The sequence below is a fragment of the Aeromicrobium sp. Leaf289 genome, assembly GCF_001423335.1.
Lineage (GTDB): Bacteria > Actinomycetota > Actinomycetes > Propionibacteriales > Nocardioidaceae > Aeromicrobium.
The window spans coordinates 1-24221 of the sequence record NZ_LMNK01000002.1 but is presented as its reverse complement, the minus strand read 5'-3'; the positions used below and the strand labels follow the sequence as shown (position 1 = coordinate 24221).

25 protein-coding genes, 1 pseudogene and 2 riboswitches are annotated in these 24221 nt (G+C 74.4%); of the genes and pseudogenes, 19 read left to right on the top strand and 7 right to left on the bottom strand.

Annotated features, from left to right (window positions below; translation table 11 throughout):
- Window positions 1-110: 110 nt before the first annotated feature.
- Genes ASF37_RS04045 through ASF37_RS04035 form a run of 3 tightly spaced genes read left to right on the top strand, consistent with a single transcriptional unit; the run spans window position 111 to window position 3176 of the window.
- Complete coding sequence (locus tag ASF37_RS04045) at window positions 111-1013, top strand: hypothetical protein (protein ID WP_055961058.1); 903 nt, start codon at window positions 111-113, stop codon at window positions 1011-1013.
- On the top strand, window positions 1010-1666 hold the full coding sequence (locus tag ASF37_RS04040) for a precorrin-8X methylmutase (RefSeq protein ID WP_055961054.1): 657 nt from the start codon (window positions 1010-1012) through the stop codon (window positions 1664-1666). Before ASF37_RS04045 ends, ASF37_RS04040 begins: the two co-directional genes overlap by 4 nt.
- Before the next feature lie 4 nt (window positions 1667-1670).
- Window positions 1671-3176 (top strand): precorrin-2 C(20)-methyltransferase, encoded by a 1506-nt coding sequence (locus ASF37_RS04035; protein ID WP_056579184.1) that lies wholly within the window; start codon window positions 1671-1673, stop codon window positions 3174-3176.
- 80 nt (window positions 3177-3256) lie between these two features.
- Here ASF37_RS04035 and ASF37_RS04030 read toward each other — a convergent pair whose 3' ends face one another.
- Together ASF37_RS04030 and cbiE are read right to left on the bottom strand one after the other, a co-directional pair.
- On the bottom strand, window positions 3257-4009 hold the full coding sequence (locus ASF37_RS04030) for a cobalt-precorrin-4/precorrin-4 C(11)-methyltransferase (RefSeq protein WP_056574783.1): 753 nt from the start codon (window positions 4007-4009) through the stop codon (window positions 3257-3259).
- Entirely contained in the window at window positions 4006-5229 is a 1224-nt protein-coding gene (gene cbiE, locus ASF37_RS04025) for a precorrin-6y C5,15-methyltransferase (decarboxylating) subunit CbiE (RefSeq protein ID WP_056579183.1), read from the bottom strand. The genes ASF37_RS04030 and cbiE overlap by 4 nt, the downstream gene beginning before the upstream one ends.
- Before the next feature lie 61 nt (window positions 5230-5290).
- Window positions 5291-5423: riboswitch (cobalamin riboswitch) on the top strand.
- A gap of 21 nt (window positions 5424-5444) precedes the next feature.
- Between cbiE and ASF37_RS04020 the strand changes: the two genes are divergently transcribed.
- The 10 genes and pseudogenes from ASF37_RS04020 to ASF37_RS03980 all read left to right on the top strand — a co-directional run bounded on the left by ASF37_RS04020 (window position 5445) and on the right by ASF37_RS03980 (window position 15140).
- Window positions 5445-7478, top strand: a complete 2034-nt coding sequence (locus tag ASF37_RS04020) for a VWA domain-containing protein (RefSeq protein ID WP_056579182.1) — start codon at window positions 5445-5447, stop codon at window positions 7476-7478.
- Window positions 7478-8092: a cob(I)yrinic acid a,c-diamide adenosyltransferase gene (gene cobO / locus ASF37_RS04015; protein WP_055961035.1), complete on the top strand. Its 615-nt coding sequence runs from the start codon at window positions 7478-7480 to the stop codon at window positions 8090-8092. Before ASF37_RS04020 ends, cobO begins: the two co-directional genes overlap by 1 nt.
- The gene (locus tag ASF37_RS04010) at window positions 8089-10548 is read left to right on the top strand and encodes a cobyrinate a,c-diamide synthase (RefSeq protein ID WP_056580369.1); all 2460 of its coding nucleotides are present in this window, start codon (window positions 8089-8091) and stop codon (window positions 10546-10548) included. The genes cobO and ASF37_RS04010 overlap by 4 nt, the downstream gene beginning before the upstream one ends.
- A pseudogene (locus tag ASF37_RS17550) lies at window positions 10545-10748 on the top strand (NAD(P)-dependent oxidoreductase); the annotation flags it as partial. The gene ASF37_RS04010 and the pseudogene ASF37_RS17550, both read left to right, overlap by 4 nt.
- On the top strand, window positions 10749-11546 hold the full coding sequence (gene cobA, locus ASF37_RS04005) for a uroporphyrinogen-III C-methyltransferase (protein WP_255353934.1): 798 nt from the start codon (window positions 10749-10751) through the stop codon (window positions 11544-11546).
- Window positions 11547-11550: 4 nt separating this feature from the next.
- Entirely contained in the window at window positions 11551-11982 is a 432-nt protein-coding gene (locus ASF37_RS04000) for a histidine phosphatase family protein (RefSeq protein WP_056579180.1), read from the top strand.
- Window positions 11983-12051: 69 nt separating this feature from the next.
- A riboswitch (cobalamin riboswitch) is annotated at window positions 12052-12119 on the top strand.
- A gap of 59 nt (window positions 12120-12178) precedes the next feature.
- On the top strand, window positions 12179-12400 hold the full coding sequence (locus ASF37_RS03995) for a CbtB-domain containing protein (protein WP_055961027.1): 222 nt from the start codon (window positions 12179-12181) through the stop codon (window positions 12398-12400).
- A 130-nt stretch (window positions 12401-12530) separates the two neighbouring features.
- Entirely contained in the window at window positions 12531-13364 is an 834-nt protein-coding gene (locus tag ASF37_RS03990) for a CbtA family protein (RefSeq protein WP_082506386.1), read from the top strand.
- A gap of 28 nt (window positions 13365-13392) precedes the next feature.
- The gene (locus ASF37_RS03985) at window positions 13393-14160 is read left to right on the top strand and encodes an adenosylcobinamide-GDP ribazoletransferase (protein ID WP_056551801.1); all 768 of its coding nucleotides are present in this window, start codon (window positions 13393-13395) and stop codon (window positions 14158-14160) included.
- Window positions 14157-15140, top strand: a complete 984-nt coding sequence (locus ASF37_RS03980) for a cobalamin biosynthesis protein (RefSeq protein ID WP_055961014.1) — start codon at window positions 14157-14159, stop codon at window positions 15138-15140. Before ASF37_RS03985 ends, ASF37_RS03980 begins: the two co-directional genes overlap by 4 nt.
- Here ASF37_RS03980 and ASF37_RS03975 read toward each other — a convergent pair.
- Complete coding sequence (locus ASF37_RS03975; protein WP_056579179.1) at window positions 15082-15831, bottom strand: cobalt-precorrin-6A reductase; 750 nt, start codon at window positions 15829-15831, stop codon at window positions 15082-15084. The genes ASF37_RS03980 and ASF37_RS03975 overlap by 59 nt on opposite strands.
- Window positions 15828-17336 carry a cobyric acid synthase gene (locus ASF37_RS03970; protein WP_055961008.1) on the bottom strand — a complete coding sequence of 503 codons (1509 nt, stop codon included), beginning with the start codon at window positions 17334-17336 and terminating at the stop codon, window positions 15828-15830. The genes ASF37_RS03975 and ASF37_RS03970 overlap by 4 nt, the downstream gene beginning before the upstream one ends.
- Window positions 17337-17375: 39 nt before the next feature.
- On the opposite strand from ASF37_RS03970, the gene ASF37_RS03965 reads away from it, so the two are divergent.
- Window positions 17376-17915: a GNAT family N-acetyltransferase gene (locus tag ASF37_RS03965; protein WP_056579178.1), complete on the top strand. Its 540-nt coding sequence runs from the start codon at window positions 17376-17378 to the stop codon at window positions 17913-17915.
- 7 nt (window positions 17916-17922) lie between these two features.
- Here ASF37_RS03965 and ASF37_RS03960 read toward each other — a convergent pair whose 3' ends face one another.
- Window positions 17923-18318 (bottom strand): pyridoxamine 5'-phosphate oxidase family protein, encoded by a 396-nt coding sequence (locus tag ASF37_RS03960; RefSeq protein ID WP_156368120.1) that lies wholly within the window; start codon window positions 18316-18318, stop codon window positions 17923-17925.
- 102 nt (window positions 18319-18420) lie between these two features.
- Between ASF37_RS03960 and ASF37_RS03955 the strand changes: the two genes are divergently transcribed.
- The gene (locus tag ASF37_RS03955; RefSeq protein ID WP_056575369.1) at window positions 18421-19569 is read left to right on the top strand and encodes a zinc-binding dehydrogenase; all 1149 of its coding nucleotides are present in this window, start codon (window positions 18421-18423) and stop codon (window positions 19567-19569) included.
- A gap of 14 nt (window positions 19570-19583) precedes the next feature.
- On the opposite strand, the gene ASF37_RS03950 is transcribed toward ASF37_RS03955, so the two are convergent.
- A complete protein-coding gene (locus ASF37_RS03950) occupies window positions 19584-20177 on the bottom strand; it encodes a flavin reductase family protein (protein WP_235492830.1) in 594 nt (197 codons plus the stop codon).
- The gene (locus ASF37_RS03945) at window positions 20174-21223 is read right to left on the bottom strand and encodes an NAD(P)-dependent alcohol dehydrogenase (protein WP_055960999.1); all 1050 of its coding nucleotides are present in this window, start codon (window positions 21221-21223) and stop codon (window positions 20174-20176) included. The genes ASF37_RS03950 and ASF37_RS03945 overlap by 4 nt, the downstream gene beginning before the upstream one ends.
- A gap of 139 nt (window positions 21224-21362) precedes the next feature.
- Between ASF37_RS03945 and ASF37_RS03940 the strand changes: the two genes are divergently transcribed.
- The 4 genes from ASF37_RS03940 to ASF37_RS03925 all read left to right on the top strand — a co-directional run bounded on the left by ASF37_RS03940 (window position 21363) and on the right by ASF37_RS03925 (window position 23717).
- The gene (locus ASF37_RS03940; protein ID WP_056574760.1) at window positions 21363-21896 is read left to right on the top strand and encodes a DinB family protein; all 534 of its coding nucleotides are present in this window, start codon (window positions 21363-21365) and stop codon (window positions 21894-21896) included.
- 49 nt (window positions 21897-21945) lie between these two features.
- Window positions 21946-22125: a hypothetical protein gene (locus ASF37_RS03935; protein ID WP_055960993.1), complete on the top strand. Its 180-nt coding sequence runs from the start codon at window positions 21946-21948 to the stop codon at window positions 22123-22125.
- Between the two features lie 73 nt (window positions 22126-22198).
- On the top strand, window positions 22199-22678 hold the full coding sequence (locus ASF37_RS03930; protein ID WP_056574757.1) for a hypothetical protein: 480 nt from the start codon (window positions 22199-22201) through the stop codon (window positions 22676-22678).
- A gap of 73 nt (window positions 22679-22751) precedes the next feature.
- Window positions 22752-23717 carry an NAD(P)-dependent oxidoreductase gene (locus ASF37_RS03925; protein ID WP_056574753.1) on the top strand — a complete coding sequence of 322 codons (966 nt, stop codon included), beginning with the start codon at window positions 22752-22754 and terminating at the stop codon, window positions 23715-23717.
- Window positions 23718-24221 lie beyond the last annotated feature (504 nt).

The window sequence follows — 24221 nt, the reverse complement described above, 5'->3', positions numbered from 1 at the left end:
GAAACGACACCCCTGGTGTGGGGTGATCCACGTCGCGGTCGTCGCGACCCGTCCGTCCACGCATCGGCGACGAACGTCACTCCCCGCCATCGTCGAACGAGGATGGAGCCATGAGCCCCGGCCCTGACGGCAGCGCTCGCGACCGCGCCGACCGATGCCCCGGTGTGCTGCGTCCCTGGATCGCCGACGACGGCGCGCTCGTGCGGCTCAGGCTGGTCGGCGGGCGGCTGCCGTCGCGTGCGCTCGCGCGGCTCGTCGACGTGGCCGAGCGGCACGGCGACGGGACGGTCGCGCTGACCCGGCGGGCGAACCTGCAGGTCCGTGGGCTGGCTGCCCCCGACGGTCTCGTCCCCCCGGTCGTGGTGGCCGAACTCGAGTCCACCGGCCTCCTGCCGAGCCGCACCCACGAGCTGGTGCGCAACGTCATGGTGTCCCCGCTGTCGGGACGCAGCGGCGGGCTCGCCGACCTTCGCCCCGTCGCCGAGCGGTACGACGCGCTGCTGCGCGGTGACGACGCCCTGGCCGAGCTGTCCGCGCGGTTCCTCGTCGTCCTCGACGACGGCCGCGGCGACCTCGTCGACCGGACCCTCGACCTCGGAGCCGTGGCGGTCGACGCAGGCCACGCGCAGGTCCGGGCCGGTCGGCACTGGGGCGAGGTCGTGCCGCTCGACGTCCTGCCGGACGTGCTCATGGCACTGGCCCACCGGTTCCAGCGGGTCCGTCCGGACGTCGGCACCTGGCACGTCGACGACCTGCCGGAGCACGGCGCCGCGGTCATGGGCGACCTGCACGCCCGCGACCTGCGCACCCAGGTGCGCGCCCTGCCCCTGCCCGAGGGCGTCGGCCGCCAGGACGACGGGCTCGCCTACGAGCACGTCACCGTGCCCGGCGGCGTGCTGCGCCGTCCCGACGTCGACGCGCTGCTCGCCCGCGCCGGCGCCGAGCTGGTGGTCACACCGTGGCGCAGCGTCGTCCTGCCCGATCTGCCCGCACGACCTCCGGAGACCGCATGAGAGCCCCCACCCGACGCTTCGACTACGAGGGCAGCGGCGCTGCCATCTACGTCGACTCCTTCGCGACGATCCGGCGGGAGACCGACCTGTCGCGCATCCCCGCCGACGCCGAGAAGGTGGCGGTGCGGATGATCCACGGCACCGGGCAGACGGACCTGGTCGACGACCTCGTGGTCCACCCGCGGCTGGTGTCGTCGGCGCGAGCGGCGCTGCGGTCGGGCGCACCGATCCTGTGCGACGCGACGATGGTGGCCTCCGGAGTCACCCGGGCGCGGCTCCCGCAGGACAACGACGTGCTGTGCCTGCTGCGTGACGAGCGGGTGCCGGACCTGGCGCGGGAGTGGGGGACCACCCGGTCGGCGGCCGCGCTCTCGTTGTGGGGCGACCGGCTCGACGGTGCGGTCGTGGCGATCGGCAACGCGCCCACGGCCCTGTTCCACCTGCTGGAGCTGCTGGCCGACGGTGCGCCCAGACCGGCGGCCGTCGTGGGGGTGCCAGTGGGCTTCATCGGTGCTGCCGAGTCGAAGGACGCGCTCGCGTCGTTCGCCGACACCCACGGCATCGACGTGCCGTTCGTGACCGTGCGCGGGCGTCGGGGTGGCTCGGCCATGGCGGCGTCGGCCCTCAACGCGCTGGCGCAGGAGGAGGAGTAGCCCCATGTCGGGACGACTGTTCGGCGTCGGGGTCGGTCCCGGCGACCCGGAGCTGGTGACGCTCAAGACCGCTCGGCTCATCCGCGACGCGGACGTCGTCGCCTACCACCAGGGCGTCGGCAAGCGCTCGAACGCGCGGCGGATCGTCGACGACCTGGTGCCCGAGGGCGTTACCGAGGAGGTGCTGCAGTACCCGGTCACCACGGGAGAGGTGCAGCACCCCGGTGGCTACGCGGGCGCGATGGCCGACTTCTACGAGGAGTGCGCCGAGCGCCTGCGTGCCCACCTGGCTGCGGGCCGCGACGTCGTGGTGCTCGCCGAGGGCGACCCGATGTTCTACGGCTCGTTCATGTACCTGCACGACCGGCTGTCCGGCGACTTCGAGACGGAGGTGGTGGCCGGGGTCCCGGCGTTCGCCGCCGCCACGGCGCTGGCCGCCACCCCGTTGGTGCGCCAGACCGACGTGCTGACCGTGCTGCCCGGGACGCTCCCGGAGGCCGAGCTGGCCCGACGGCTCGCCGACACCGACGGGGCGATCATCATGAAGCTCGGCCGCACGTTCCCGGCCGTCCGCTCCGCGCTGGAGCAGGCCGGACGGCTCGACACGGCGCTCTACGTCGAGCGCGCCTCCATGCCCGAGCAGCGGTGGATGCCCGTCGCCGACGTCGACGCGTCGTCGGTGCCGTACTTCTCGCTCGTCGTGGTCCCGGGCGACGGCCACGGCCGGCGCTACGACGCCCCGGAGCCGTCCGCGGGTGTGGCCGAGGCCGCTCAGGGAGAGGTCGTCGTGGTCGGGCTGGGCCCCGGGCCCGACGGCTGGCTCACGCCCGAGGCGTCCGACGAGCTGTCGCGCGTGGGGCACGTGGTCGGCTACGCGCCGTACGTGGCGAGGGTGCCGCAGCGGGTCGGGCTCGTCCGGCACGCGTCGGGGAACACGGTCGAGATCGACCGCGCCACCCACGCGCTGGAGCTCGCTCGGGCGGGTGAGCGGGTGGCCGTCGTGTCGGGCGGCGACGCGGGCGTGTTCGGCATGGCCACCGCGGTGCTGGAGGCGCAGGAGGCGCGCTCGGACCTGCACGACGTCGTGGTCCGGGTGGTGCCGGGCGTCTCCGCCGTCCAGGCCGTGGCGGCGCGGGCGGGGGCACCGATCGGCGGTGACTTCGCGGTCATGAGCCTGTCGGACCGGCTGAAGCCGTGGTCGGTCGTCGAGAGGCGGCTGCGCGCCGTGGCTGACGCCGACCTCGTGCTGGCCGTCTACAACCCGCGGTCCCGCTCGCGCACCACCCAGGTCGCGGACATGCGGCGCATCCTGCTCGAGCACCGCGACCCCGGCACCGTGGTGGTCGTGGGCCGCGACGTCGGCCGCGCCGAGGAGTCCCTCGTCGTGACCACCCTGCAGGAGCTGGACCCGGAGTCGATCGACATGAAGTGCCTGCTGGTCGTCGGCTCCTCGACCACCCGGGTCAGCCCCACCGGCGCCGTCTGGACACCCCGCTCCGTCGAGCCCTGACCGCCTGGTCCCCACGTTTCGGACAGCTCCGGGGCACTCGGGATGCCTTCAGTGCCCCGGAACTGTCCGAAACGGAGTGACTAGCGGCGCTTGGTGGACCGGTCGCGGGTGGGGGAGTAGAGGTAGGACTCCGCTCCGTCCGGTCGCGAGACCGCCGGCCCGACGAGGATGACGGCGGCCTGGCGCAGGCCCGCGGCCTCCACCTGGTCCGCCACGTCGGCGAGGGTGCCGCGCAGCACCATCTCGGCGTCCTGCGACGCGTTCGCGACGACCGCCACGGGCGTCTCGGCACCGAGCACGGCCGCGAGCCGGTCGGCCAGGTCACGGGTGCGGGTGATGGCCAGGTGCAGGCACAACGTGGCACCCGTCGCCGCGAAGGTCTCCAGCTCCTCGCTCGACGGCATCGCGGTGGAGCGCGCCTGGGTGCGGGTGAGGACCACCGACTGCACCACCTCGGGCACGGTCAGCTCGACCCCCAAGCGGGCCGCGGCCGCGGCGTAGGCCGGTACCCCGGGGGTGACGTCCCACGACACGCCGGCGGCGTCGAGCCGACGCGTCAGCTCGTGCAGCGCCGAGTACACCGACGGGTCGCCCGACGACAGCCGCACCACCTCGAGTCCCGCCGCGTGCCCGTCGACGCACGTGGCCGTGATCGCGTCGAGGTCGAGGTCCTGGGTGTCGACGAGGCGTGCGTCGGGTCGGCAGTGCTCGAGCACGGCGTCGACGTAGGTGCCGGCGTACAGCACGACGTCGGCGTGCTCGAGGAGCCGGACGGCCCGCACCGTCAGGAGGTCCGCGGCACCGGGTCCGGCGCCCACCACGTGCACGGTCATGCGCGTCCTTCCTTCACGACCGACCACTGCGTCACCGCACGGGCCGGGGTCCACGACGTGAACGACCCGAGGGGTGCGGCCGTCTCGACGAGCAGCCGCACCAGCTCGCCGCCGTGCTCGGCATGCCACGCGACGAGCAGCTGCTCGGTCTCGAGCGTGACGCCGTGCACCACCAGGCGTCCACCCGGGCGCAGCGCCCCCCAGCAGGCGTCGAGCACGCCGCGGACCGTCGCACCGCCACCGACGAACACCGCGTCGGGGGTGTCCAGGTCGGCGAGCGCATCGGGCGCCGCGCCCGTGACCACCTGCACCTCGGGCACGCCGAGGGTGCGGGTGTTGCGGACGATCCGCTCGGCACGCTCGGCGTCCCGCTCGACGGCGACGGCCCGGCACCTCGGGTGGGTGCGCGCCCACTCCACTGACACCGACCCGGCGCCCGCGCCGACGTCCCACAGCAGGGCGCCGGGCGTCGGGGCCAGGCGCGCGAGGGCGCTGGCCCGCACGTCGCGCTTGGTGACCTGGCCGTCGTGCTCGAAGGCGTCGTCGGGCAGGCCGGGCACGAGCGGCAGCACACGCGCACCCGCGTCGCGGACCTCGACGGCCAGCACGGTCAGCGCGCCGACGTCGTCCGTCCAGGTGGTCGCGACACCCTCGGTGCGGGACTCGGTCTCGGCACCCAGGTCGGTGAGCGCGGTCAGCGTGCTCGTGCCGTAGCCGTGCGACGCGAGCAGCGCGGCCACCGCCGCGGGCGTCGACGCGTCCGAGCACAGCACCAGCAGACGGGCCCCCGGGGCGAAGGCGGTCACGAGTCGGTGCACGTCGCGGCCCACCACGGTCACGACGTCCGACGACTCCGCCGACCAGCGCATCCGGGCCCGCGCCAGGGCGGCGGACGAGACGCCCGGCAGCACCTCGACGGCGTCGGCGCCGAGCAGGCCGACGAGCGTGGTGCCGATGCCTGAGACCAGCGGGTCGCCCGACGCGAGCGCCACCAGGCGCCGCCCCTCGAACCTGGAGACCAGGTCCGGAAGCCCGTCGCGCAGGGGCGAGGGCCACGGCACGCGCTCGGCCGGCACGTCCGCGGGGACCATCGCCAGGTGCCGCTCGCCTCCCAGGAGGACGTCGGCCGACTCGACCGCGGTCCGGCGGGCGGCATCGAGCCCGGGCCAGCCGTCGGCACCGATCCCGACGACCAGGAGGGGGGAGCGAGCGGAGGTCATGTCTCGCGAGGCTAGTGGGTTGCCGCACCACGTCGGCGCACCGGTAGCCTGGCGCCCGACCAAACTTCACATGACGCGAGGTGCCCCAGAACCTGGGGAGAATCGGGAAGCCGGTGCAAGTCCGGCACAGGGTCCGCTGCGGTGACCACCTGAGGGTGGAAGTCCGAAGACCGGCCTCGCGCTCAACCAGCCATGGCGATCGAGCGGGAGCCCTCATGCCACAGCACTACCCCTTCACGGCCGTCGTCGGAGCCGAGCCCGACCAGCTCGACGACATGGCCCTCGCCCTCGTCCTCACGACGATCTCGCCCGCCATCGGCGGCGTGCTCGTACGAGGGGAGAAGGGCACGGCGAAGTCGACCCTCGTGCGTGCCCTCGCGGCCGTGCTGCCGCCGATCGAGGTGGTCGCGGGCGACCGGTTCTCCAGCGATCCTGCCGACTCCGCCCTGTCGCCCGACGGTCCGTTCGGGCCGGACGCACCGGTCGAGTCCCGCCCCGTGCGGCTCGTCGAGCTGCCCGTCGGCGCCACCGAGGACCGCGTGCTCGGCTCCCTCGACCTCGAGCAGGCCCTCGGCAGCGGCGTCACCCGCTACGAGCCCGGCCTGCTGGCTCGCGCGCACCGCGGCGTGCTCTACGTGGACGAGGTCAACCTGCTGCACGACCACCTGGTCGACCTCCTGCTCGACGCGGCCGCGATGGGCCGCTCCACGGTGGAGCGCGACGGCGTGTCCGTGGAGCACGCCGCCCGGTTCGTCCTCATCGGCACGATGAACCCCGAGGAGGGCGAGCTGCGGCCCCAGCTGCTGGACCGCTTCGGCCTCGCCGTGGAGGTGGCCGCGCCGCGCGAGCCGGCCACCCGCGCCGAGGTCGTGCGTCGCCGGCTGGCCTTCGACGCCGACCCGACCGGCTTCGCGGTGCGCTTCGCCGACGCCGAGGCCGCGCTCACCGCCAGGATCAGTGCCGCCCAGGACCTCGTGACCCAGGTGCCGCTCGACGACGCGACCCTGGTCTCCATCGCGGAGCTGTGCTCGGCGTTCGGGGTCGACGGCCTGCGTGCCGACATCGTGACGGCCCGCACCGCTGCCGCCCACGCGGCGTGGCACGGGCGCACCACCATCACCCGCGACGACGTGCGCGCGGCCGCCCGCCTCGCGCTGCCGCACCGTCGTCGGCGCAACCCCTTCGACGAGACCGGGCTCGACGAGTCCGAGCTCGACGACCTGCTCGGCCCGGACGAGCCGCCCGCGGGCGGCCCCGACGACGGGGGCTCCGACGGTCCTGACGACGAGGGCCCTGACGACGGGGGTCCCGACGGTGGTGGCCCCGGCGGCGGCAGCGACACCGCGGCCGACGCTCCCGCGCCCGGTGAGGCGCCCGCTCCGTCCGGCGGCGACAGCGGCGAGGGCTCCGGCCAGGCCGCGGAGTCCACGGTCGGTGCCGGGCAGCCGGTGCGGGCCCGCCTGCTGCAGGTCGACGGCGTGGGTGCCGGCGTCTCGGGTCGTCGCTCGCGCGCGGTGACCGACGACGGCCGACGCATCGGTGCGCGCACCCCGGCCGGCCGCAGCGGCTCCTTGCACCTCGTCGAGACGGTCCGTGCCGCCGCGCCGCACCAGCACGCGCGCGGACGCGCCGACGGAGGCCGCGTGCTGCTGCGTCCGGCCGACCTGCGCGTCGCCGTGCGCGAGGGACGCGAGTCCAACCTGGTGCTGCTCTGCGTCGACGCCTCGGGCTCCATGGCGGCCCGGCGCCGGATGGAGCAGGTCAAGACCGCCGTGCTCTCGCTGCTGCTCGACGCCTACCAGCGCCGCGACAAGGTCGGGCTGGTCACCTTCCGCGGCGCCGGCGCCACGCTCGACCTGCCACCCACGTCGTCGGTCGACGTCGCCGCGCGCCGGCTCGAGGAGCTGCCGGCAGGCGGCCGCACCCCGCTGGCCGAGGGCCTCGCCGCTGCCGCGGACGCGCTGCGTCTCGAGCGCATCCGCGACCCGCTGCGCCGACCGCTGCTCGTGGTCGTCACCGACGGTCGGGCCACGTCGGGCCCTGACGCCCTGGCCCGCGCCCACCGGGCGGCCGACCACCTCCACCGCTCCGGCGTGGCGTCGGTGGTCGTCGACTGCGAGACCGGCGGGTTCCGGCTGGGGCTCGCGTCGGTGCTGGCCGACCGGCTCGGCGCCCAGCACCTCCCGCTCGGCGAGGTGAGCGCCGAGAGCCTGACCTCCGCCGTCCGCACGGTGAGGGAGGTGGCCTGATGCCCCAGGGTCAGCCGCTGGTCGTCCCCGACGACGGCCTCACCACCCGCCAGCGCCGCAACCGTCCGCTCGTCATGGTGCACACCGGCCCCGGCAAGGGGAAGTCCACCGCCGCGTTCGGCCTGGCCATGCGCGCCTGGAACCAGGGCTGGAAGGTCGGCGTGTTCCAGTTCGTCAAGTCCGCCAAGTGGCGCGTCGGCGAGCAGTCCGTGCTCGAGCACCTGGGCCGCCTGCACGAGACCGAGGGCCTCGGCGGGCCCGTCGAGTGGCACAAGATGGGCTCGGGCTGGTCGTGGTCGCGCAAGTCCGGCACCGACGACGACCACGCCGTCGCGGCCGCCGAGGGCTGGGCCGAGATCAAGCGCCGTCTCGCCGCCGAGACACACGACCTCTACGTGCTCGACGAGTTCACCTACCCCATGAAGTGGGGCTGGGTCGACGTCGACGACGTCGCCGACACCCTCGCGTCGCGGCCCGGTCGCCAGCACGTGGTGATCACCGGACGCGATGCCGCCCCCCGGCTCCTGGAGGTGGCCGACCTCGTCACGGAGATGACGAAGGTCAAGCACCCCATGGACGCCGGCCAGAAGGGTCAGCGAGGGATCGAGTGGTGACCATCCCGCGCCTGGTCGTCGCCGCGCCCGCGTCGGGCCACGGCAAGACGACGATCGCCACGGGCCTCATGGCGGCGCTCGCCCGCACCGGGCTGCGGGTCTCGGGCCACAAGGTGGGACCGGACTACATCGACCCCGGCTACCACGCGCTGGCCACCGGTCTGCCCGGCCGCAACCTCGACCCCCACCTGGTGGGGGAGGAGCGTCTCGTCCCGCTGCTGCTGCACGGTTCTGCCGGTGCGGACCTCGCGGTCGTCGAGGGCGTCATGGGTCTGCACGACGGCATGCTCGGCACCGACGGCTACGCCTCCACCGCCCACGTGGCCCGCGTGACCGACAGCCCGGTGGTGCTCGTGGTCGACGTGTCCTCGGCGTCGCGCTCCATCGCGGCGCTCGTCCAGGGCATGGTCGCCTTCGACACGTCGGTGCGGGTGGCCGGCGTCGTCCTCAACAAGGTCGGGTCCACGCGGCACGCCGACGAGGTGGTGCGCGCGCTCGAGAGCACCGGGGTGCCGGTGCTCGGCATCGTGCACCGCGACGACGGCGTCGTGGCCCCGTCGCGCCACCTGGGCCTGGTGCCCGCGGCCGAGCGGGAGGACGCGGCGGCCGCGCTCGACCGGCTCGCCACCCGGGTCGCGAAGGCCGTCGACCTGGAGGAGGTCGTGCGCATCGCCCGGTCGGCGCCGACCCTGCAGGGCGCGGCGTGGGACGCCGCCGACGAGGTCGGCCCTCCGCCCGCCGGGCCCCGGCGCGTGGTCGCCGTGGCCGGCGGCCGCTCGTTCACGTTCCGCTACGCCGAGACGGTCGAGCTGCTCGACGCCCTCGGCTGCGACGTGCGGGTGTTCGACCCCCTGCACGACGAGTCCCTGCCGGAGGGCACGTCGGGGCTCTACCTGGGTGGCGGCTTCCCCGAGGTGCACGCGGCGACGATCTCGGCCAACGAGCCCCTGCGCCACGCCATCGCGGACGCCGTGGCCGCCGGGGTGCCGACCGTGGCCGAGTGCGCGGGCCTGCTGTACCTCTGCCGCTCGCTCGACGGCGCGCCCATGGTGGGTGCGCTCCCGGCCGACGCCGCCATGACACCGCGCCTGACCCTCGGCTACCGCACGGCGGTGGCCCCGGTCGAGCACCTGCTCGCCCCCGTCGGCGGCCGCGTGACCGGCCACGAGTTCCACCGCACCCACGTCACGCCGTCGGCCGGCGCCGACGACGCGCTCGGTGTCGCCTGGACGAGCGCCCACGGCGAGGCCGGCTTCGCGAGCCCGACGCTCCACGCCTCGTACCTGCACACGCACTGGGCGGGTCACCCCCGCATGGCGGCGCGCTTCGCCGCGGCGGTCCACGCCGCGCCCGAGCGGTCTCGATCCGCCCCCGAGAGCTCCTTCGTCGCCTCGGCGGCCACTCGACCAGCGGCGGGTGGCAACCGCCGGCCGCGTGTCGAGGCCGTCTCCCCGCCCGACCCGCTCCGCCACCACGGCGACGTCGAGGCCACCGACGGGCTCGTCGACCTCGCGGTCAACGTGCACGACGGGCCGCGTCCGACGTGGCTCGACCGTGCCCTGCGCTCCGCGCTCGACGACGTCGACCGCTACCCCGACGCCCGCGAGGCCGAGGCGGCCGTGGCTCGTCGTCACCTGCGCGCCGACGACGAGGTGCTCGCCACCGCCGGTGCGGCGGAGGCGTTCACGCTGCTGGCCCGCGCCCGCGACTGGCAGCACCCCGTGGTGGTGCACCCGCAGTTCACCGAGCCCGACGTCGCGCTGCGCCAGGCCGGCCACGACCCGCAGCACGTGCGGCTCGGCCACGACTTCGCGCTCGAGCCCGACCGCGTCCCCGACGACGCCGACCTCGTGGTCGTCGGCAACCCCACCAACCCCACCGGGGTGCTGCACCCCGCCTGGGCGATCCGTGCCCTCGCGCGGCCCGGCCGCGTGGTCGTGGTCGACGAGGCGTTCATGGACGCCGTGCCCGGGGAGCAGCACTCGTTCGCAGGCTCGCCCCTTCCCGGGGTGCTGGTCGTGCGCAGCCTGACGAAGCTCTGGAGCATCCCCGGCGTGCGCGCGGGCTACGTCCTCGGCGACCCCGAGCTGCTGGCCGACCTGCGCGCCCAGCAGCCGCCGTGGTCGGTGTCGACGCACGCCGCCGCCGCGATCGTCGCGTGCACGTCCGACGACGCCCGTGCCGAGGCGACCCGTCGTGCCGCCGACGTGGGCCGGCACCGCGCCGTGCTCACCGACGGCCTCGACGAGCTGGGCGTCCACCACCTGCCGTCGTCCGCGCCGTTCGTCCTGGCTCGGGTGGGGCCAGGGGTCCACGGTGCGCTGCGCGACGCCGGGTGGGCGGTGCGGCGCGCCGACACCTTCCCGGGACTCGACGACGCCTGGATCCGCGTCGCCGTGCGCGCTCCTGACGTCACCCGTCGCTTCCTCGCCGCGCTCGCGCAGGTGCGGTCGTGAGTCGGCGCGTGCTCGTGGCCGGCGGCGGCCTGCGCGCCGCAGCGGCAGCGTCGTCGGCCCTGGCCGAGGGCGACACCGTCACGGTCGTGGCCCCCGACCTCGTGGCCACGCTCGAGGACCTCGTCCACCGCGGCCTCGTCTCCTGGCGGCGCGGCGAGCTGTCGCTCGACGACGTGCTCGCGGCCGACGTGGTGCTGCGGGTGCCGGCCGACGGTGCCCATCGCCGCCCGTCGCCCGGCACCCCCGCCGGTGCCCCGGGTGACGTCGTCCTCGTCGGCGCCGGGCCGGGCGACCCCGACCTCATGACCGTGGGTGGCCTGCGCGCCCTGGCCGAGGCCGACGTCGTGGTGACCGATCGGCTCGTCCCGCTCGCCGCGCTCGACGCGGTGCGGCCCGACGCCCAGGTCGTCGACGTCGCGAAGATCCCGGGCGGCCCGTCCACCGGACAGGACGCGATCGACGCGCTGCTCGTGGAGCACGCCCTGGCGGGCCGGCGCGTGGTCCGGCTGAAGGGCGGCGACCCGTTCGTGTTCGGCCGCGGCGGCGAGGAGGCGATCGCCTGCGCCCGCGCGGGTGTGCCGGTGCGGGTGCTGCCCGGCGTCACGTCGTCGGTCTCCGGCCCGGCCCTCGCGGGCATCCCGGTCACCCACCGGGGGCTCACGCAGGGCTTCACCGTGGTCTCGGGCCACGTGCCGCCCGACCACCCCGACTCCACGGTCGACTGGAAGGCGGTCGCGTCGACGGGCACCACGATCGTCGTGCTCATGGGCGTGCGCACCCTCGGCGCCATCGCCGAGGCGCTGGTGGGCGGTGGCCTCGACCCCGACACCCCGGCCGCGGTGGTCGCCGACGCGGGCCTGCCCAGCCAGCGTCGGGTCGACGGCACCGTCGCCACGATCGCGCGCGTCGCTGCCGACGCCGGCATCGGCGCTCCGGCGGTCACGGTCGTCGGCCGCGTGGTCGAGGCGCTGCCGCTCGAGCCGGCACCAGTGGTGTGAGCCGGTGACCCGCCTGCTGTGGATGCGCCACGGCGAGTCCACCTGGAACGTCGCCGGCCGCGAGCAGGGCCGCACGGCCCACCCGCCGCTCACGGACCTGGGGCGGCGCCAGGTGCTCGCTGCCGCCGATCAGCTGGCCGACGCCGACGTCGCCGCCGTGGTGTGCTCGCCCCTGGTCCGTGCCCGCCAGAGTGCCGACCTGGTGGCGGCGCGGCTCGGGCTCGAGGTCGTGGAGGACCCGCGGCTGGTCGAGCGCGGTCACGACGAGACGCTCGACGACGTGCTCGGGCGCCTCGCGGACTTCCTGGCGTCGGGCCCGGCCGACGACACGCTCGTGGTGACCCACGGCGACGTGATCGCCTACGTCGTCGCGGCTCTCGACGGCACGGCACCGTCCCTGCCCGCCAACGCCGAGGTCCGCGTGACGCAGTCGTAGGAATCGATCGTGGGAGACCCTCGCGCAGGACCCCTCGACTGCCCTACGATGACGAACGATCGACGGTGCGGAAGCCGGTGGGAATCCGGCGCAGTAGCGCTACTGTGACGCCTCAGCACGACGGGGCGGAGCCAGACCCAAGCCGACGACAGCCATCCATCCACGGGACGCACTCATCCCTCAGGAAAGGCCTGCCATGTCGCAGCTCTCCCCAGCCCGCTCCGTCGACCTCGTCGGTGTGGCCACGCCCATCTCCGTGCGCGAGCTCGCCCCCTGGGCGCTGTTCGTCGCCCTGTTCGCCGTCCTGGCGCTGTACTTCGTCGGTGCCGAGCAGGGAGCGACCTCCCTGCTCGCGGGCGACACCGTGCACGAGTGGGTCCACGACGGACGCCACCTGCTCGGCTTCCCCTGCCACTGATCAGCACTGTCACTGATCAGCCCTGTCGCTGACCAGCCCGACGTCTGACGGCGCCGCACCGAGCCCCGGTGCGCGACCCGTCCTCCCTGCCTGCGCCCGGCGCGGCCCCCACGCGAGAACGGAACCCTGCATGTCCACGTCCCTGACCCCCCGCACCTTCCTGGTCCACGGCCTCGTCGCCGGCCTCGTCGGCGGCATCCTGGCCTTCGTCGTCGCGTTCGCCGTCGGCGAGCCGCCCGTCGACGACGCGATCGCCCTCGAGGAGTCCGCGTCCGCGCCGGCCGAGGCCGGCGCGCACTCCCACGAGGAAGGCGCGGCGCACTCGCACGGCGAGGAGGAAGGCGCGGCGCACTCGCACGGTGACGACGAGGCGGGCGGCATCACCCGAGGCCAGCAGGCCGGGCCCGGCCTGCTCACGGCGACGGTCCTGTTCGGCCTCGTGGCCGGTGGCGTCGCCGGCATCGCCTCGGCCTTCGCGGTCGGGCGGCTCGGCGGGCTGCGCCCCGTCGCGTCGACCGGTGTCGTCGTGGCCCTGGCCTACCTCGCCTACACCGTCGTCCCGTGGGTGAAGTACCCGCCGAACCCGCCCGCGGTCGGCTCGGGCGACACGATCGGGGAGCGGACCGCGCTCTACTTCGGCTTCGTGGCCGTGTCGTTGCTCGCCGTGGTGGCGGCCGTCCTGCTGGTGCGGGCTCTCCTGGCGCGCGGACCGTGGCTCGCCGTGGTCTCCGGCGTCGCGCTCTACCTCGTGGTCGTCGGCGTGGCGGCCGTGGTGCTCGCGCCGATCGACGAGGTGCCCGACAGCTTCCCGGCGAACACGCTCTACTCCTTCCGGGTCGGCGCGCTCGCCACGTCGACGGCGATGTGGGCGGGGGTGGCGCTCGTGCTCACCGGCCTCACCGCTCGCACGTGGCGGGCCCGCCAGGCCGACGAGCTGCGTCGAGCTCGGGCCGCGGCGCTCTGAGCCCGTCCCGATCCGCGATGATGCGTCCATGACCGCCGCCTCGACCGTCGACGCCTGGCGGCTCGCCGTGGGCACGCTCACCGCGTGGCCGGTGCGGCCGCCCCGGACGGTCGACCACCTGACGGCCGGCCGGGCCATGGTGCTCGCTCCCGTCGCCGTGCTGCCGCTCGCGATCGGGGCGACCGCCCTTGCGCTGGGGGGCCAGGAGCTGGGGCTCTCGCCGCTGGCCACGGGCCTGCTCGTCGTCGGCCTGCTCGCGCTCGGCACCCGGGCCTTCCACCTCGACGGCCTGGCCGACACCGCGGACGGACTCACCTCCTCCTACGACCGCGACCGCACGCTGGCAGTCATGCGATCGGGTGACGTGGGGCCGGCCGGCGCGGCGGCCCTCGTGCTCGTGCTCGGCCTCCAGGCCGCGGGGGCGGCCTCGCTCGTGGCCGCGGGCGACGCGGTGCTGCTCGGTGCCGCGGTCCTGCTGTCGCGGTCCGGCCTGGTGGTCGTGTGCTCACGAGCGGTGCCTGCCGGGGACGGCTCGGGCCTGGGCGCCACCGTGGCGCGGAGCGTCCCGCTGCCCGTCGCGGTCGTCGCCCACGCGGGCTGGTGCGTGCTGCTCGTCGGGGCCTGCGTGCTCGCGGACGTGCCGTGGTGGCACGGGCTGGCCGCAGCGGCGGCCGCCCTGGTCGTCCTCGGCCTGCTGCTGCGTCGCGCCCACCGTCGCATCGGGGGCGTGACGGGCGACGTGATGGGCGCCGGCATCGAGCTCACCCTCGCCACCGTGCTCGTGGTCCTCTCGTGAGACCGGCCTCTGCAGGTCTGGTGCTCGGGTTCGTGGCCGACCGCCTCCTCGGTGACCCCCGCCGGCTGCACCCGGTGGCGGGCTTCGGGCAGGTGGCCGCGGCGCTCGAGCGCCGCACGTACGCCGACCGACGTGGTGCGGGCGTGCTCCACGTGGGCGCGCTCGTCGGGGGCGCGGGCGCGGTCGGTGTGGTCGCCCGCTCCGTCGCGCGCCGCCGAGGACCCGTGGCCGAGGCGGTGCTGACCGCGGCATGCACGTGGGCCGTGCTCGGGGGGCGTTCGCTGGAGCGCGAGGCGCTCGCCGTGCACGCCCTGCTCGACGCCGACGACCTGGACGGCGCCCGACGCCGCGTGACCCATCTCGTGGGCCGCGACCCCAGCACCCTCGACGTCGAGGGCGTGGCCCGTGCGACGGTCGAGTCCGTCGCCGAGAACACGTCCGACGCCGTCGTCGCGCCCCTGGTGGCCGGTGCCGTCGCGGGGGTTCCCGGGCTCCTGGCCTACCGCGCCGCCAACACCCTCGACGCCATGGTGGGCCATCGCACCCCTCGACTCGAACGCTTCGGCTGGGCCGCCGCCCGCCTCGACGACGTGCTCAACCTCGTCCCCGCGCGACTTTCCGCGACCCTGGCCGTCGTCACCGCCCCGCTCGTCGACGGCAGCCCCGTCGCGGCCGCTCGCGCGTGGCGCCGCGACGCCCGCCACCACCCCAGCCCCAACGCCGGGCCGGTCGAGGCCGCCTTCGCCGGTGCGCTCGGGGTGCGGCTCGGCGGCGTGAACGTCTACGCCGGACGCACCGAGGACCGTCACACGCTCGGTGACGGCCGACCCGTCCACCCCGACGACGTCGCCCGCGCGACGAGGCTGGCGCGAGCGGTCGACGTGGGCGCGCTGCTCGTCTGCGTGCTCGGGCCCAGGTCCCTCACGCCCGGTCGGCGGCGCGGTCGGCTGCCCACTCGGCGGCAGTGCGGACGTCGCTGACCGTCTCCACCCCGGGCGGGCTCGGGGGCCGGCGCACGACCACCACGGCCGCGCCCCGCTCGCCCGCCGCGTCGAGCTTGGCGACCGTGTGGCTGCCGCCGGAGTCCTTCGTGACCACCACGTCCACACCGTGCTCGGACAGCAGCGCCCGCTCCGACGCCAGGTCGTAGGGGCCGCGGCTGTGCAGCAGCGTCCAGGCCGGCGGCAGCTCGAGCTCCGGCTCGTCGACCACCCGCACGAGCGCCGCGACGTCCTGCAGCGGCTCCACGAACGGCGCGAGCCCCTGCCGCCCGATGCTGAGGAAGGGGCGGCTGCCGAGTCCGACGGTCAGCGCCGCGGCGTCCGCGTGGGAGTCCACCCAGTGCCACCGGTCGGCGTCGGGGTGCTCGCTCCAGCCCGGCCGCGCGAGCCGCAGCAGCGGGACGTCCTCGGCGTCGCACGCCGCCGCCGCGTTCGCGCTGATGCCCGCCGCGAAGGGATGGGTGGCGTCGACGACCGCCCTCACCCGCTCGTCGCGCAGGTACGACCGGAGGCCGGCGACGCCACCGAACCCGCCGATCCGCGTCTCGCCGACGGGCAGCCGTGGTCGGGCCACCCGCCCGGCCAGCGACGACGTGAGCGCGACGCCGGCGTCGTCCAGTCGTGCCGCGAGGGCGCGCGCCTCCGCGGTGCCGCCGAGCAGCAGGATCATGCGCCCGCCCCCGGCGGGAGCAGGGGCAGGTCGGACGGGGCGCCGTCGCGGGCCAGCCGCTCCAGGGCGTCGACGTCGAGGTGGGTCTCGACCAGGTCGCCCAGTCGGTCGAGCCGCGCCTCGCGCAGGCCCCCGAACGACACGTCCGACGGCGGCAGCACCGTGCCCGCCGCAGCTGCTACGTCGGCCAGCAGCGCCCGGCGGAACGCGTCGCCCTCCAGGCTGCCGTGCCACATCGTGCCCATCACCGCGCCGCTGCGTGCGCCGCCCAGGAACTCCTCGCCCGTCCCCCGGGCGATCCGTCCGTGGTGGATCTCGTAGCCCGACGTCGGCGCCCCCAGCGCCTCGCCGGTCGGCAGGCGCAGCACCTTCTCGGCGCCGAACGTCGTCTCGACGTCGAGCAGGCCCAGGCCCTCGACGCTGCGCGCCGTCGACGCCTCCACCGCGTCGGGGTCGTGGACGTGGCGGCCCAGCATCTGGAAGCCACCGCAGATGCCGAGCACGGGTCGGCCCGCGCGGGCGTGCGCCACGACGGCCCGGTCGAGCCCGCGGGACCGCAGCCACACCAGGTCGTCGATCGTGGCCCGGGTGCCGGGCAGGACGACCAGGTCGGCGTCGGCGACGTCGCGCGGGTCGGAGACGAACACGACGTCGACGCCGGGCTCGACCCCCAGTGCGTCGACGTCGGTGAAGTTGCTGATGCGGGGCAGGCGCACCACGGCCACGCGCAGCGCGCCTGCGGCTCCCGATCGCCGTCCGTCCAGGTCGAGCGCGTCCTCGGAGTCGAGCCACAGCGACGGGTCCCAGGGCAGCACGCCGTAGAACGGGCGCCCGGTCAGCGAGGTCAGCCGCTCGAGGCCCGGATCGAGCAGCGAGACCTCGCCGCGGAACTTGTTGACGACGTAGCCGGCCACCAGCCGCTGGTCGTCGGCGTCGAGCAGTGCGACGGTGCCGTGCAGGGCGGCGAACAGGCCGCCGCGGTCGATGTCGCCCACGACCACCACCGGCAGCTCCGCGTGCTGCGCGAGCCCCAGGTTCACGTAGTCCGACGACCGGAGGTTGATCTCGGTGGGGGAGCCCGCACCCTCGGCCACCACGACGTCGAACCGCCCCGCCAGGTCGTCGAACGCCGCGTGCGCGGCCGCGGCGAGGTGCCGCCGCCCCTCCACGAAGTCCGTCGCGTCGACGGTGCCGCCCGGACGCCCCATGACCACGGCGTGGCTGCGCCGGTCGCTGCCCGGCTTCAGCAGCACCGGGTTCATCGCGACCTCGGGCGTCGCCCGGGCCGCGAGCGCCTGCACCCACTGCGCCCGACCGATCTCCCCGAACCCGTCGGTGGACTCGCCGCCCAGCGGCACGACCATCGAGTTGTTCGACATGTTCTGCGCCTTGTAGGGCGCCACGCGCAGACCGCGCCGCGCGAAGGCCCGGCAGATCCCCGTCGTCACCACGCTCTTGCCGGCGTCGGACGTCGTGCCGGCGACCAGCAGCCCAGGAGTGCGCATCGCAGCACAGCCTAGAGGCGCACGTTCTAGGGTCGGGCCATGCAGGTCACGTTCCGCAGGCTCCAGCCGGGCGACCTGCCGGTCCTCGCGCGCTGGCTCGCTGCCCCGCACGTGCACCGGTGGTGGTTCCAGGAGGCCGACCCCGAGGCGCTGGAGCGCGACTTCGGTGCGGTCATGCGCGGCGAGGAGCCGGCCGAGGACCTCGTGGCCACCGTCGACGGACGTGACGTCGGCCTCTGCCAGCGCGCCCGCTGGGACGACTACCCCGACGACGAGGCCGAGCTCGCGCCGTTCCTCGACCTCCCGTCCGGCGCCGTGACCGTCGACTACCTCATCGGCGACCCCGCCGACACCGGACGCGGCATCGGGCCTGCCGTGATCGCGGCGCTCGTCGCCGACACGTGGGCCTCGTACGCGGACTGCCCCGCCGTGGTCGTGCCGGTCGCCGCGGGCAACCGGCCGTCGTGGCGGGCACTGGAGAAGGCCGGCTTCCGCCACGTGGGCACGGCGCGGCTCGAGCCCGACAACCCGGTGGACCCGCCCGACCACGTGGTGCTGCGGATCGACCGACCCCGCTGACCGCGGCTCAGTGCAGGTGCACCCGGCGGCCGGACACGTGCTCGGGGTGCAGCCGCACCAGCACGTCGCGCACGCCGCCGGCCCAGGTGCGTGGCGGCGCGCCCACCAGGTCGGTGGCGTCCTGCGGGCTCGTGCGGCCCCGCACGGTCACGTTCCAGCCGTGCTGGTCCAGCTCGGCCTGGTGCGACGTGGCGAACGCGACGTCCTCGTGACCGTCGGCCAGCTGGGCGAGGAAGCTGTCGGCGGACGTGCGGAAGATGACGTCACCGTCGCGCACCACGTAGTTGACGGGCACCAGCTGCTGCCCGTCGTCGTCCACGAACGCGACCATGCCCACCGTGCGCACCGCCAGCAGCTCGAGGCACTCCGCCGCGTCGATCGGCCTCAGGTCTCCCTGCTGCATGCTCTCCACTCCTCCCGGTCTTCCCTGACCCCCCGTGTCCTACCCAGTGTGCGCCTGTCGTGGGTGCACACGTCGACCCCGTCGAGGCAGCACACTGTGCTCATGCGTGCCGTCGTCTGCCACCAGCAGCAGCTCCAGCTCACCGACGTCCCCGATCCCGTCCCCGGTCCCGGCCAGGTGCTCCTGAAGGTGCTCCGGTCCGGCATCTGCGGTTCCGACCTGCACGCCCGCGTGCACGGCGACGCGACCGCCGACATGGCCGGCGAGGTGGGGTACGACCACTTCATGCGGTCCACGTCGTCGGTGGTCATGGGCCACGAGTTCGTCGGCGAGGTCGTCTCGTACGGCCCGCGCACCCACGGGCGCTGGAAGCCCGGGACGCGCGTCGTCGCGCTGCCGCTGCTGGAGACCGCCGACGGCCTGCACATGACCGGCCTGAGCGAGCACGCCCCGGGAGGCTACGCCGAGCAGATCCTCGTGTCCGAGGCCGTCGCCTTCGAGGTGCCCGACGGCGTCGACGTCGAGCACGCCGCCACGACCGAGCCGCTCGCCGTGGCCTGGCACGCGGTGCGCAAGGGCCAGGTCGGCCGCAAGGACGTGGCCGTCGTCATCGGCTGCGGGCCCATCGGCCTCGCGGTCATCCTCATGCTCAAGGCCTCCGGTGTGCGGACCGTGGTGGCCAGCGACTTCTCCGCCGGACGCCGTGCGCTCGCGGAGCGCTGCGGCGCCGACGTGGTGGTCGACCCCGCCGTCGAGTCGCCGTGGGACCGCTTCGAGTCCGACAAGCGCTACCTCACGTCGGCCCCGGACTTCATGGACCTCGGCCTGAGCACCATGAAGAAGCTGCGCGCTGTCCCGTTCCTGCCCTGGCCCCGGGTGTTCCAGGCCGCCGAGAAGCTGGGTGCCCTGCCCACGGGACCGGTGGTGTTCGAGTGCGTGGGCGTCCCCGGCATCCTCGAGCAGATCATCACCGCGGCGCCGCTGCAGTCGCGCATCGTCGTCGTCGGCGTGTGCATGGAGCCCGACACCTTCCGCCCCTCGATGGCGATCAACAAGGAGGTCGAGCTGCGGTTCGCCTTCTGCTACGACCCGGCCGAGTTCCACGCCACGCTGCAGATGATCGCCGACGGCAAGGTCGACCCCTCACCCCTGATCACCGGGACGGTCGGGCTCGACGAGGTCGCCGACGCGTTCAGCTGGCTCGCCGACCCCGAGCAGCACGCGAAGATCCTCGTCGACCCGAGCCGCTAGGCGATCGTCGGTCGCTACGGCGCCTCGGTCGGCCGGGGCAGGGTGAACGGCACGCTGGGCGGCGCCCACTCCTCCTTGCCGAGTCGGGTCATGGGCGCCAGCAGGTCGAAGGCGGGGTGGCCCTCGACGAGCACGTGGTCGGCGACGCTGAACAGCAGCACCTCCGCCAGCACGAGGGTCGAGTCACCCAGCTCGGTGGTCGAGTGCAGGCGGCACTCGATCGCCGCGGGCGAGTCGCGGACCCGACGCGGCGTCACGAGCTCGCTCGGCTCCGTCTCCAGGCCCAGCGCCTCGGCCTCGTCGACACCGTGCTCGTAGGGCGCACTGCTGCCGTTGACCGCCTCGGTGAGCGGCTGGGTGGCCAGGTTGACCACCAGCTCCTTCGTCTCCAGGACGTTGCGCAGCGTGTCCTTGCGGCCGACGGAGGTGAACGCCAGGATCGGCGGGTTCGCGCACGCGACGGTGAAGAACGAGTGCGGGGCCAGGTTCCCCCGGCCCTCGCCGTCGACGGTGCTGATCCACGCGATCGGTCGGGGCACGACGAGCGCGGTCATGAGTGGGTAGGGCTGGACGCCCTCGTCGCCGACCCGCAGGCTGGTGCGGTTCACCGGGCGATCGAGGCGACGTCGATGACGGCGCGGTAGCGCACCTTGCCGTCGACGACCTTGTCGTAGTAGTCGCCGACCTGGTCGGCGTCGATGACCTCGACGGTGGCGGTGATGCCGTGCTCGGCGCAGAAGTCGAGCATCTCCTGGGTCTGGGGGAGGCCGCCGACCATCGAGCCCTCGAGCGCACGGCGGAACGAGAGCAGCGAGAACGCGCCCATCTCCAGGCTCTCGGTCGGGGCGCCGAGGTTGACCATGCGGCCACCGCGGTCGAGCAGACCCAGGTACTGGTCGAGCGGGACGGCCGCGCCGACGGTGTTGAGGATGACGTCGAAGGAGCCGCGCAGCTTCCGCAGCGCGCCCTTCTCCTCGGTCGCGACGTAGGCCTTGGCGCCGAACTCGAGGCCGTCGTCCTTCTTCGCGTCGGTGCGGCTGAGGACGGTCACGTCGGCCCCGAGGGCGGCGGCGATCTTGACGGCCACGTGGCCGAGACCGCCCATGCCGATCACGCCGACGCGGGTGCCCTCGGTGACACCGTGCCGCACGAGCGGCGCGTAGGTGGTGATGCCCGCGCACAGCAGCGGGGTGGTGGCGGCGAGGTCGACGCCGTCGGGGATCTTCACGGCGAAGTGGTCGCGCACGACGACCTGCTCGCTATAGCCGCCGTAGGTGATGGCGCCGTCGTAGTCCTTCGCGGAGTACGTCTGCACGACGCCGCGGCTGCAGAACTGCTCCTCGCCGTCGCGGCAGGCGTCGCAGTCGAGGCAGGAGTCGACGAAGCAGCCGACGCCGACGGTGTCGCCGACGGCGTGTGCGGTGACGTCGGAGCCGGTCTCCTCGACGGTGCCGATGATCTCGTGCCCGGGCGTCATGGGAAAGATCCCGCCACCCCACTCGTCGCGGGCCTGGTGGATGTCGGAGTGGCAGATGCCGGCGTAGCGGATCTTGATCCGGACGTCGTTCGGCTTGAGGTCGCGGCGCTCGAGGTCGACGGTCTCGAACGGCTTCCCGGCCTCGGGGACGGACAGTGCGGCAACGGTGGTGGTCATGGAGTCCACGCTAGGCAGGCGCGGGAAGGTCCGCAGGGCGAGGGCACGTGAGATGCCCGACGGAGCTCGTTCCCCGAGCCTGTCGAGGGGCCGACTCGAACCGCTCCGAAGTGTCGGCACGCAGCCCTAGCGTGGTGCCATGGACGCACTCGTGGGCGAACGCGCCGACCTGCTCGACTCGCTGCGCAAGCACCGGGCACTGTTCCTCGGCACCGTCACCGGACTGTCCGACGAGCAGGCCCGCCTCACGCCCACGGCCAGCGAGCTGTGCCTCGGCGGGCTGGTCAAGCACGTGGCCGCCGCAGAGGGGGAGTGGGCGCGCTTCGTGGTCGACGGCCCCGCGCCCCAGCCCGACGTCGACTGGCAGAACATCGACTGGAGCGACCCGCCGCAGGCCGTGCTCGACCGGCAGGACGAGTTCCGACTGCTCGAGCAGGAGACCCTGGCCGGCGTCGTCGCGCTCTACGAGCGCACGGCGCTCGCCACCGACGAGCTGGTCGCCTCCGTCGACCTCGACGCGCGGCAGCCCTTGCCCGACGCCCCGTGGTTCGAGGCGGGCGCGTCGTGGTCGGCACGCCGAGTGTTCCTGCACCTGGTCGCCGAGACCTCCCAGCACGCCGGTCACGCCGACGTCCTGCGCGAGAGCATCGACGGTCGCAGGTCGATGGGCTGACCGTGCTCGTCGGCGCCGCGGCACAGGGCGCCGCGGCTAGGCTTCGGGCATGTCGTCGCAGCTGACCGTCGCCGAGGCCGCCGGCCTGCTCGAGGTCTCGACGGCCGAGGTCCACCGGCTCATCGCCACCGGGCGTCTCGACCACCAGCTGGCCTGCTCAGGGCGGTGCGAGCTGCTCGTCAGCCACGAGTCGGTGGTCGCGGTGAGGAGCGCCCGACAGCCCGGCTGAGCCGCGACCTTCGGCCGAGGGGTCGAGCCTTTCGGCCGGCGTGGCAGCCTCTGCCCGCGCCTAGCGTGCAGTCATGACTGATCCGTCCGTCACCGATCTGCGCATGACCGACACCGACCGCGTGTGGACGTTCGTGCTGCTCGGGGGTGGCGGCGGGGCGCTGCTGCTCGTGCTGCCCTGGCTGCTGGACCTGGTCAGCGGGTTCCCCCTCGTGCCGTTCGAGGCGGTGGCGGAGTGGGTGGCCGGCTTCGACGAGCCCTGGGCGTGGGCGGCGCGGCTCGCCGTCGGCGGTCTGCTCGGCTCGGCGCTGGCGGCGTTCGCGATCGCCGACGAGCACCGGATCCTCCTGGGCGACGACCAGCTCGTCGTCGTGCACGGCAGCGATCAGCGCATCCTGCGCCGCGAGCAGGTCGTCGGCGTCCACCGCGACGGCAAGCGCCTCGTGATCGACGGCGACCACGGTCGGGTGCTGTTCGACGAGACCCTCGAGGCGCCGCGGGACCAGGTGCGCGAGGCCTTCCTCGCGCACGCCTACCCGTGGGAGTCCGCGTAGCGCTGCCGATCGACCTCCCGATGTGCGAGGGTGCGAACGCCCTGGGTCAACGATCGCGGAGGAGCACGTACCGATGGCCGACTACGTCATCACCGGCGCGTCCGGCTTCATCGGCCGTTCCCTCACGGAGCGACTGCGTGCCCGGGGCGACTCCGTGCGTGGCATGGACCTGCACGCCGACCCCGCGCACGACGTGGTCGCCGGGGACGTCACGGACCCGGAGTCGTGGAGCGACGTGATCACCCCGGGGGCGACGGTCGTGCACACGGCCGCGCTCGTGTCCAACCTGCCGACGCTGGAGGAGGCGTGGCGGGTCAACACGCTCGGCACGCGGCGGGTCCTCGACGCGGCGGTCTCGCGTGGGGCCGCGCGCGTCGTCTACCTCTCGTCGGTCCGCGCGTTCTCGGACCTCGGCTTCCCCGACGGCGTCACCGAGGACCATCCCCTGAGGCCCGACGGCAACCCGTACGTCGACACGCGCATCGCCGCGGAGCAGGCAGCGATGCAGGCGCACGCGGCCGGCGAGATCGACGTGACGGTCGTGCGCCCCGGCGACGTCTACGGCCCGGGATCGCGCCCGTGGACCCTGCTGCCCGTGCGGATGATCAAGGCCAACCGCTTCCTGCTTCCCGCGATGGGGCGGGGGATCTTCAGCCCGGTCTTCGTCGACGACCTGGTCTCGGGGCTGGTGCTGGCCGCCGACCGTGGGGAGGCGGCCGGCCAGGTGTTCACGCTCAGCGGTGGGGTGGGCGTGGAGTGCCGGGAGTTCTTCGGCCACTACTACCGGATGCTGGGCAGGCGGGGCCCCGTCGTGATGCCCACGGCGGCGGCCCTGGCGCTGGCATCGGCCGCGGCCAAGGTGAACCGGGTCCGTCGTGCCGACGACGAGACGAACACGACCGCGGTCCGCTACTTCTGCCGGACGGGCACCTACTCGATCGACAAGGCTCGGTCGATGCTCGGCTACGACCCCGCCGTCGACCTGGACGAGGGGATGCGCCGGACAGAGGTGTGGTTGCGCGACGTCGGCGAGCTCTGAGAAGCCCCCGACGGGCGCCGGATCGAGTGCCCCGACGTGCCGAGCCCTGCAATTGCAGGGAACTGGCCCGCGGTCGAGACGTCACAAGGGGGGCGGTTTGACCGGACCGGGGAGGGGTCTGTAATGTTCTTCTTGTTGCGCCGCTCGCCGGAGCACGAGGCCGAAAGGCCGCGTGATCGGAGCGCGCAGAGCTTGTACCGAAACGGTCAACGCCAGGGCTTTCGCCCGGAGACGGACCGCTGACAACGGCAGGCGTCGGATGGAGACAGCAGCAGCATCGCTTCTCCGTCCACCAGGAAGCCTCTGGCTGACCCACCTCACGGTGTGGTCGTGACAGATGTGCGTCTGATCCTTGAGAACTCAACAGTGTGCCAAAAGTCGACGAGATAATCAGTAGTAACCCTCGTCTGTGGTGTCGGGGCCCTTGTGGTCTTGATGCTGTGGCGAGTTTTGAAATTCCGACAATTGACTGTCAGCAGGAGGCTCGTGATGGTGGGGTCGGTG

Coding starts and splice junctions, on each gene's coding strand:
- ASF37_RS03960 (WP_156368120.1), bottom strand. CDS start 18,318: ATGCAGCAGGGAGACCTGAGGCCGATCGACGCGGCGGAGTGCCTCGAG.
- ASF37_RS04035 (WP_056579184.1), top strand. CDS start 1,671: ATGTCGGGACGACTGTTCGGCGTCGGGGTCGGTCCCGGCGACCCGGAG.
- cbiE (WP_056579183.1), bottom strand. CDS start 5,229: ATGACCTCCGCTCGCTCCCCCCTCCTGGTCGTCGGGATCGGTGCCGAC.
- cobO (WP_055961035.1), top strand. CDS start 7,478: ATGCCCCAGGGTCAGCCGCTGGTCGTCCCCGACGACGGCCTCACCACC.
- ASF37_RS04045 (WP_055961058.1), top strand. CDS start 111: ATGAGCCCCGGCCCTGACGGCAGCGCTCGCGACCGCGCCGACCGATGC.
- ASF37_RS03935 (WP_055960993.1), top strand. CDS start 21,946: ATGTCGTCGCAGCTGACCGTCGCCGAGGCCGCCGGCCTGCTCGAGGTC.
- ASF37_RS03955 (WP_056575369.1), top strand. CDS start 18,421: ATGCGTGCCGTCGTCTGCCACCAGCAGCAGCTCCAGCTCACCGACGTC.
- ASF37_RS04040 (WP_055961054.1), top strand. CDS start 1,010: ATGAGAGCCCCCACCCGACGCTTCGACTACGAGGGCAGCGGCGCTGCC.
- ASF37_RS03990 (WP_082506386.1), top strand. CDS start 12,531: ATGTCCACGTCCCTGACCCCCCGCACCTTCCTGGTCCACGGCCTCGTC.
- ASF37_RS03965 (WP_056579178.1), top strand. CDS start 17,376: ATGCAGGTCACGTTCCGCAGGCTCCAGCCGGGCGACCTGCCGGTCCTC.
- ASF37_RS03945 (WP_055960999.1), bottom strand. CDS start 21,223: ATGACCACCACCGTTGCCGCACTGTCCGTCCCCGAGGCCGGGAAGCCG.
- ASF37_RS03995 (WP_055961027.1), top strand. CDS start 12,179: ATGTCGCAGCTCTCCCCAGCCCGCTCCGTCGACCTCGTCGGTGTGGCC.
- ASF37_RS03970 (WP_055961008.1), bottom strand. CDS start 17,336: ATGCGCACTCCTGGGCTGCTGGTCGCCGGCACGACGTCCGACGCCGGC.
- ASF37_RS03985 (WP_056551801.1), top strand. CDS start 13,393: ATGACCGCCGCCTCGACCGTCGACGCCTGGCGGCTCGCCGTGGGCACG.
- ASF37_RS03925 (WP_056574753.1), top strand. CDS start 22,752: ATGGCCGACTACGTCATCACCGGCGCGTCCGGCTTCATCGGCCGTTCC.
- ASF37_RS04030 (WP_056574783.1), bottom strand. CDS start 4,009: ATGACCGTGCACGTGGTGGGCGCCGGACCCGGTGCCGCGGACCTCCTG.
- ASF37_RS03975 (WP_056579179.1), bottom strand. CDS start 15,831: ATGATCCTGCTGCTCGGCGGCACCGCGGAGGCGCGCGCCCTCGCGGCA.
- ASF37_RS04020 (WP_056579182.1), top strand. CDS start 5,445: ATGCCACAGCACTACCCCTTCACGGCCGTCGTCGGAGCCGAGCCCGAC.
- ASF37_RS03930 (WP_056574757.1), top strand. CDS start 22,199: ATGACTGATCCGTCCGTCACCGATCTGCGCATGACCGACACCGACCGC.
- ASF37_RS03940 (WP_056574760.1), top strand. CDS start 21,363: ATGGACGCACTCGTGGGCGAACGCGCCGACCTGCTCGACTCGCTGCGC.